Origin of the sequence: Kluyvera sp. Awk 3 (assembly GCF_028069715.1) — a bacterium.
GTDB classification, from domain to species: domain Bacteria; phylum Pseudomonadota; class Gammaproteobacteria; order Enterobacterales; family Enterobacteriaceae; genus Kluyvera; species Kluyvera georgiana_A.
The window spans coordinates 20,247-27,750 of record NZ_JANEWH010000064.1; the positions used below are offsets into that span (position 1 = coordinate 20,247).

Below are 7,504 nucleotides of genomic sequence, written 5' to 3' on the forward strand. Positions count from 1 at the left end.
CATCCCTCAAGCCGCTTCTGCGTTATCTGCTTTGATACAGCCCGAACGATGTTGCGTATGAACCTTACGATTCCGAAAATTGCGCACGATACGACTCAATTGTACACATTCAGTCTACACTAGCACCCACTACCTGTAATAGTTGGTTAAACGCCTGCTCCGGCTGTTCACTATCTAACCAGTGAACCCCTTCCCAACCGCGTAACCACGTCACCTGGCGCTTGGCTAGCTGTCTCGTGGCACAAACTCCTCTATAAACCATTTCATCATAGGTAATTTCGCCTTCAAGGTATGACCACATCTGGCGATATCCCACACAACGAATGGAAGGCATGTCCGTATGCAAATCTCCACGGGCAAATAGCGCCCGCACTTCTGCTTCAAAACCCGAAGCCAACATCTGATGAAAACGCTGCTCAATGCGCTGATGGAGCAGTTCACGGCTCGCCGGGGCGATGGCGAACTGATGCACCTTGTAGGGCAGAGCGTCTCCTGACGTTTGCGTCAGCTCCGTTAAAGTTTTACCCGAAATGAAAAAAACTTCCAGTGCTCGGGAAAGTCTTTGCGGATCATTCGGATGAATGCGCTCGGCGGCAACGGGGTCAATTTCCCGTAGCTGCTGGTGCAGCGCTCCCCATCCTCGCTCTGCTGCCTGCTGCTCAATGCGGGCCCGGACTTCCGGGTCAGCCGAGGGCAGCGGTGATAAACCTTCAAGCAACGCCTTGAAATACAACATTGTTCCACCGACCAGCAGCGGAATTTTCCCTGCGGCAGTGATCTCGGCCATCTGCGCCAGCGCATCACGACGAAAATCCGCCGCCGAATAGGCCTGCGCAGGGTCAAGGATATCCATCAACCGATGCGGGGCAGCAAGCTGCTCTTCCGCGCTCGGCTTTGCAGTACCGATATCCATCCCTCGATAGATGAGGGCGGAATCCACACTAATCAACTCTACTGGCAAAACTTTACGCAGCTCAATGGCTAACGCCGTTTTGCCCGAGGCAGTCGGCCCCATCAAAAAAATTGCCTTAGGCAGGCTCGCCTCGGTTACGTCACTCATGTCTCAGGGCGTTCATCGCAGAATCTAAATCAACGGGTTGTAACAAACCACCCGGCGGAGCTTTGACCAGCTGCGGGCAAAGACGTTCAACGTCAGCCAGCATCGCGATGGCCTGCGCGGTATTCCACTGCGCGTGGTCGCTTGCCAGATGACGGGCCAACCACTGCGCCACGTTACCGGCATCAACCTGAGTTTTCTCCACCAGGTAGCCTATCAGTTCAGGAATCAAGATTTGTAAATTTTGTTGTCGTAAGGGTAAAGGCACGGCGCGAATCGTGACGTGCTGCCCTTCCAGCAGGATTTCGATGCCCAACTGGCCCAGCATTTCCCGCGCATTTTCCAGGGTTTTCCGCTCGTTCTCTGACGCTTTCAGGCGCAGAGGAATGAGCAGCGGCTGGGCGCAAATGGTGGTTCCGCCGGGAGTCAGTTGCGACTGACGCAGCCAGCGTTCTGCGACCGGTAACGACAGCAGATTAAGCTTACCGTCACGCTCCAGCAGCGCGCAGCGCTCATCGATGATAGCCAGCACACGGCCAAAACTTTGGCTGTGCCCCGCCAGGTTTTCAGCCACGGGTTTCGCTGGTTCCGGGCGACTTACCGGCGTATCCAGCAGTTGGCGATAGAGTGCCCCCTGCTGTTTCTGGTAGCCCGGCTGCGCGTTCGGCCAGCTGGCGCCGCCGCTACGGCTACCACCGGAAGCGGGTTGATAGCGCGGCGCTTCCGGCTCGCGCGCCACCGCCGGTTCGGCAAACTGATTACGCCCAGCCGCGACGCGGTTTTCCGGCAGCGCGCGCGGGGCAGGTTCATCGTCTTCCGCTAAGGGCAACGGCGCGTCCAGCTGTTGTTGCAGCACGCTCAACACGCCTTGATAGATAAAGTCATGCACCAGACGCGACTGGTGGAAACGCACCTCGTGTTTAGCCGGATGGACGTTCACATCCACCTGGTGCGGATCAATCTCCAGATACAGCACAAACGCGGGCTGCTGATCTGCGCCGAGCTTGTCTTCACAAGCCTGTCGAATAGCGTGGTTAATCAGCCGGTCGCGCATCATGCGACCGTTAACGTAGCAATACTGAATCTCAGCCAGCGCAGCGGTAGTGTGTTTCGGGTCGGCCACCCAGCCGTGCATCGCCAGGTCGCCGTGCTGCCACTCAATCGCCAGCGCCTGTTCCAGGAACGGTACGCCGCAAATGGCTCCCAGACGGCGTTCTTTCGGCGCCCCTTCTGTTACCGCGCGATACTGGCGAATCATTTTGCCATTGTGGGTCAGGTTGAAGCTCACATCGAAGCGCGCCAGCGCAATGCGGCGAATGATCTCATCGATATGATTGAATTCGGTTTTTTCGGTGCGCATAAACTTGCGCCGCGCGGGTGTGTTGTAGAAGAGATCCAGCACTTCCAGCGTCGTGCCGACCGGATGGGCAGCCGGTTTAACGGTGACGTCCTGGTCGCGGCCTTCCGCGTACGCCTGCCATGCTTCCTGCTGCTGTTCAGTGCGCGAGGTCAGCGTCAGCCGCGAGACCGAACTGATACTCGCCAGCGCTTCGCCGCGAAAACCGAGGCTGATGATCGCTTCCAGATCGTCAAGCGAGGCAATTTTGCTGGTCGCATGACGCGCCAGCGCCAGCGCCAGCTCATCTTTCTTAATACCGCAGCCGTTATCGCGGATGCGAATAAGCTTTGCTCCACCGCGTTCGATATCAATATCGATGCGGGTTGCCCCCGCATCGAGACTGTTCTCCACCAGTTCTTTCACTACCGAGGCAGGCCGCTCAACCACTTCACCCGCGGCAATCTGGTTCGCAAGCTGCGGCGGTAAAACCTGAATCGGCATGAAAACTCCTTAGTTAACAAGCGTCCTGTTGGATGATGCGGCGCTGGCGGTCTGCGACTGTTCGTCACGAGGGCCGGATTGTATCGGATGCGCCGTAAAATAGTTACGTAAACCGTTATAAATGGCTTCAGCAATTTTCTGCTGATAGTCGTCGCTGTCCAGCAGGCGCTCTTCGCTGCTGTTACTGATAAAGCCGGTCTCAACCAGGATCGACGGAATATCCGGCGAACGCAGCACACCGAGGCTGGCGTGTTCAGGACGACGCTTATGCAGATTACCGACGCGCTGCAGCTGGCTGATGACGTTGGTCGCCACATCATACCCTACACGCTGGGAATGGCCGAATTGCAGATCCAGCACCGCCTGGCTCAGATACGGATCGGCCTGGCTGTTTGCCAGCACGTCGCCCGCGCCGCCCAGCAGCTCAGACTGTTTCTCATGCTGTTCGAGCCAGCCCGCCATCTCGCTGTTGGCACGACGGTTAGAGAGCACCCAGACTGACGCGCCGGTAGCGTCGCGGTTTGGCGCGGCGTCCGCGTGAATGGATACCAGGAAGGAGGCGTTCTGCTTACGTGCCACGTCGGAGCGGCCCATCACCGAAATAAAATAGTCGCCGTCGCGAGTCAACACGCCTTTAAACATCGGATCGTCGTTGAGCAACGCTCTGAGTTTTCGGGCAATAGCGATGGTGACATTCTTCTCGCGCGTACCGCCTGGGCCAATCGCCCCCGGATCCTGGCCGCCGTGACCGGCGTCGATCGCGATGATCACTTTATCACCGGAAACACTGCGCGCACGGGCCGCCGGACGCTGTGCCGGCGTGGTATTGCTGGCAATCGCCGGCTGACGTTCCGTGCTGAAGCTGCTGCCGCTATTGCTGCTGTTGCCGCTAAACGGGTTGCGCGCGGGCTGGCTTGGTACCGGTGCCGGCGTGACGACTGGCGTTTCCACGCGCTTCGCGACGACAGGCGGCGGTGGAGGCGGTGGAACGTCGGCGTTGATGATAAACACCACGGTGTAATTCGCGCCGTTTTGCTGCTTCACCGCGCGGGTTTTGCCGTTTTCGGTGAGATCGACCACCAGCCGCAGCGACTGATCGTCTTTCGGCGTGCCGGAACGGATCGCCTTCACCAGGTTGTTGCCGCTAAAGCGCAGCGGCAAGCCTTGAATCACGCCCGTTTGCTTGATATCAAGCACCACGCTGCGTTTGTCATCCTGGCTAAAGTTATATTCCGGGTCGCCCATAAAGCTGAAGGTGATCCGCGCCTGCGTTTCACTATTCGCTACCTGAATATCGGACAAGCTCGCCGCCATTGCCGGTGCGCCCACCAGCATCAGCGCCGCCATCAACCACCCTTTTGCGCGAAAAATCATCCTGGGATCCCTTAAATTAACCGGCCAACCGCGCCAGCAGAGACTCACCTAATGAGGAGACCGCAGCAATGCGCGCCTCACGCCCTTGCGCCTGGTAATCTAAGTGTATTTCGATATCCGGCTCGGGCAGAACACCTGCGCCCTGTTGCGGCCATTCCACCAGGCAGATGGCATCGTTAGCAAAATAATCGCGGATCCCCATAAATTCGAGCTCCTCGGGATCCGCAAGGCGGTAAAGATCAAAATGGTAAACCATCAGGTTATCGAGCTGGTACGGTTCAACCAGCGTATAGGTCGGGCTTTTGACGTTGCCGTTATGCCCCAACGCCTGCAGGAATCCGCGGCTGAAGGTGGTTTTCCCCGCGCCTAAATCGCCGTACAGATAGATGACCGTTGCGCCGACGCAGGCCTGCGCCACTCGGTTGCCAAGGTCCAGGGTTGCCTGCTCGTCAGGTAAAGGAATCACTCGATTAATCATGGTCTACGTCAATCACATCCGGGTTAACAACACGCCGTAGCGTGGAAAAGAGATCGGTCGCCAGCATTCCGCGGGTACCATAGCGCGCAGCCAGCTTGTCTGCCGCCGCGCCGTGGGCGATACACCCCGCGCACGCAGCATCATACGGCGATAAGGCCTGCCCCAGCAATGCGCCAATAATGCCCGAAAGCACATCGCCCATGCCACCGCTGGCCATACCGGCATTTCCGGCGTCAATAATACTGAGCGAGCCGTGTTCATCAGCCACCACCGTCCCCGCGCCTTTCAGCACCACGACGCCACCGTACCGTTGTACCAGACGTTGCGCAGAAAGTAAGCGATCGCTCTCAATTTCTGCCACCCGGCAGTTGAGCAAACGCGCGGCCTCGCCGGGGTGCGGCGTGATCACGCGATTGTGACGTTTATCCGGATTGAATGCCAGCAGGTTCAAAGCGTCGGCGTCCCAAAGCGTCGGTTTACGGATGTTTTCCACTTTGCGCAGCGCCTGTTTGCCCCACTCAGCCTGACCCAAGCCGGGGCCAATCACCACCACATCAGCCCATTCCAGGCTTTCATCAAGCAGCTGCGGCGTCAGCTCATGCACCATCAGTTCTGGGCGAGCGGTGATAATCGGCGCGACGTTTTCCGCACGGGTGAGTACACGCACCAGGCCAGCCCCCGCCCGCAGCGCCGCCTCACCGGCCATGCGGATGGCCCCGGCGGTGCCGTGGTCGCCGCCGATCAGCACCAGACGACCGTGATCGCCTTTGTGCGAAGTAGGACGACGCGGCGTCAGCCACTGCGCCAGTTGCGAGGCATCCAGGCGGCGAATGGTGGTGGGGTGCTCAGCCAGCCAGGAGTCTAATCCCAGCGCATGATGGTGCAGCGTGCCGACCACATCGCGCGCTTTACCGGTCAACAGCCCCGGTTTCAGAGCAATAAACGTGATGGTGTGCGCAGCATTAATCACCACACCCGGCGTCGCGCCGGTCTGGGCGTTAAGCCCGGAGGGAATATCCAGCGCGATAATCGGCGCCGGGAAACAATTCGCTTGCGCTATCAGGCCCGTAATGGGGTCACGTGGCGCATTTTGCAGCCCGGTACCCAGTAAGCCATCGATAATCAGATCGGTATCCTTTGGCCACGGGATATCCGTCGCGTGGATAACGCCGCCCGCTTCCAGCCACGCCTCGCGGGCGGCCTGTGCCTCGTCCGGCAGCGGTTTTTCGCTGTCCTGCGCCAGCAGCGTGATGCGAATTCCCGCCGCCTGTGCCAGGCGCGCGACCACGTAGCCATCTCCGCCATTGTTGCCATGACCGCAAAGCATCAGCCAGTGGCGAGAGTCGGGATACGCCGCGCGGGCCACCTCAAACGCCGCCTGACCGGCGCGTTGCATGAGTTCATAAAGGGAGATGCCGAGATCCGCTGCCGCCGTTTTTTCGGCGCGACGCAGCCCATCCGCAGGCCAAATGGAGTGTGGTATACTTTGGGGGTTTCTTGTCAATGTATGGTCCGTCATGTCACAGCCCCTCGATCTCAATCAATTAGCGCAACAAATCAAACTGTGGGGCACTGAACTGGGCTTTCAGCAGGTCGGCATCACCGATACCGATCTCAGCGCCTCCGAGCCCAAACTGCAGGCATGGCTGGATAAACAATACCACGGCGAGATGGAATGGATGGCGCGGCACGGAATGATGCGCGCTCGCCCGCACGAACTGCAACCCGGAACGCTCCGGGTAATTAGCGTTCGCATGAACTACCTTCCCGCCAATGCAGCCTTTGCCCGCACGCTGAAAAACCCCGAACTCGGTTACGTCAGCCGTTATGCCCTGGGGCGTGATTATCATAAGCTGTTGCGTAACCGCCTTAAAAAGCTCGGCGAAATGATTCAGGAACAGTGCGTCTCGCTGAATTTTAGACCGTTTGTCGACTCGGCGCCTGTTCTTGAGCGCCCATTAGCGGAAAAAGCGGGCATCGGCTGGACAGGTAAGCACTCACTTATCCTCAACCGCGACGCCGGATCGTTCTTTTTCCTTGGTGAACTGTTGGTGGATATTCCGCTGCCCGTTGACCAACCGGTGGCCGAAGAGTGCGGGCGCTGCGTGGCCTGCATGACCATCTGCCCTACAGGGGCGATCGTTGAGCCTTATACCGTCGACGCTCGCCGCTGCATCTCTTACCTGACCATTGAACTGGAAGGCGCGATCCCGGAAGAATTTCGTCCACTATTGGGCAATCGTATTTACGGCTGTGACGACTGTCAGCTAATCTGCCCATGGAACCGCTTCTCACAGCTTACCGACGAAGCTGACTTCAGCCCGCGCAAAGCGCTTCACGCCCCTGAGCTGGTTGAACTGTTCGCCTGGAGTGAAGCCCATTTTCTGAAAGTGACCGAAGGTTCCGCTATTCGGCGCATCGGCCACCTGCGCTGGCTGCGCAATATTGCCGTCGCACTGGGCAACGCACCGTGGAGCGAAGCCGCGCTTAACGCGCTGGAGAGTCGCCGAGGTGAGCACCCACTTCTCGATGAGCACATAACATGGGCGATTGCGCAGCAAATTGCGCGTCGTAATGAGGGAGCGATAGAGGTCCAGCTACCGAAGAAACAGCGTCTGGTAAGGGTGGTGGAAAAAGGTCTGCCGCGCGACGCGTAATCTATTCACAGCCTGTGAGTAAAAATAAAAAGACATTGCGTTTCAACACGCCAAAGTTCGTCAAGCGATCTCGCTAACATTTTGAAATGATATATTTC

Annotated in this window: 6 protein-coding genes; 1 reads left to right on the forward strand and 5 read right to left on the reverse strand. The window is 58.3% G+C overall.

Annotated features, from left to right (window positions below):
* Positions 1-109 precede the first annotated feature (109 nt).
* Genes miaA through nnr form a run of 5 tightly spaced genes read right to left on the reverse strand, consistent with a single transcriptional unit; the run spans position 110 to position 6,268 of the window.
* Positions 110-1,060, reverse strand: coding sequence for a tRNA (adenosine(37)-N6)-dimethylallyltransferase MiaA (gene miaA / locus NNN71_RS14345; protein ID WP_064546853.1), 951 nt, complete (start codon positions 1,058-1,060; stop codon positions 110-112).
* Complete coding sequence (gene mutL / locus NNN71_RS14350) at positions 1,053-2,897, reverse strand: DNA mismatch repair endonuclease MutL (protein ID WP_271458766.1); 1,845 nt, start codon at positions 2,895-2,897, stop codon at positions 1,053-1,055. Before mutL ends, miaA begins: the two co-directional genes overlap by 8 nt.
* Before the next feature lie 9 nt (positions 2,898-2,906).
* A complete protein-coding gene (amiB, locus tag NNN71_RS14355) occupies positions 2,907-4,271 on the reverse strand; it encodes an N-acetylmuramoyl-L-alanine amidase AmiB (protein WP_271458767.1) in 1,365 nt (454 codons plus the stop codon).
* A gap of 16 nt (positions 4,272-4,287) precedes the next feature.
* The gene (gene tsaE, locus NNN71_RS14360; RefSeq protein ID WP_163445868.1) at positions 4,288-4,749 is read right to left on the reverse strand and encodes a tRNA (adenosine(37)-N6)-threonylcarbamoyltransferase complex ATPase subunit type 1 TsaE; all 462 of its coding nucleotides are present in this window, start codon (positions 4,747-4,749) and stop codon (positions 4,288-4,290) included.
* Complete coding sequence (gene nnr, locus NNN71_RS14365; protein WP_271458768.1) at positions 4,742-6,268, reverse strand: bifunctional ADP-dependent NAD(P)H-hydrate dehydratase/NAD(P)H-hydrate epimerase; 1,527 nt, start codon at positions 6,266-6,268, stop codon at positions 4,742-4,744. The genes tsaE and nnr overlap by 8 nt, the downstream gene beginning before the upstream one ends.
* Here nnr and queG point away from each other — a divergent pair.
* Positions 6,267-7,406, forward strand: a complete 1,140-nt coding sequence (gene queG, locus NNN71_RS14370; protein WP_163445870.1) for a tRNA epoxyqueuosine(34) reductase QueG — start codon at positions 6,267-6,269, stop codon at positions 7,404-7,406. The genes nnr and queG overlap by 2 nt on opposite strands.
* Positions 7,407-7,504 lie beyond the last annotated feature (98 nt).

Coding starts and splice junctions, on each gene's coding strand:
- miaA (WP_064546853.1), bottom strand. CDS start 1,060: ATGAGTGACGTAACCGAGGCGAGCCTGCCTAAGGCAATTTTTTTGATG.
- nnr (WP_271458768.1), bottom strand. CDS start 6,268: ATGACGGACCATACATTGACAAGAAACCCCCAAAGTATACCACACTCC.
- queG (WP_163445870.1), top strand. CDS start 6,267: ATGTCACAGCCCCTCGATCTCAATCAATTAGCGCAACAAATCAAACTG.
- tsaE (WP_163445868.1), bottom strand. CDS start 4,749: ATGATTAATCGAGTGATTCCTTTACCTGACGAGCAGGCAACCCTGGAC.
- mutL (WP_271458766.1), bottom strand. CDS start 2,897: ATGCCGATTCAGGTTTTACCGCCGCAGCTTGCGAACCAGATTGCCGCG.
- amiB (WP_271458767.1), bottom strand. CDS start 4,271: ATGATTTTTCGCGCAAAAGGGTGGTTGATGGCGGCGCTGATGCTGGTG.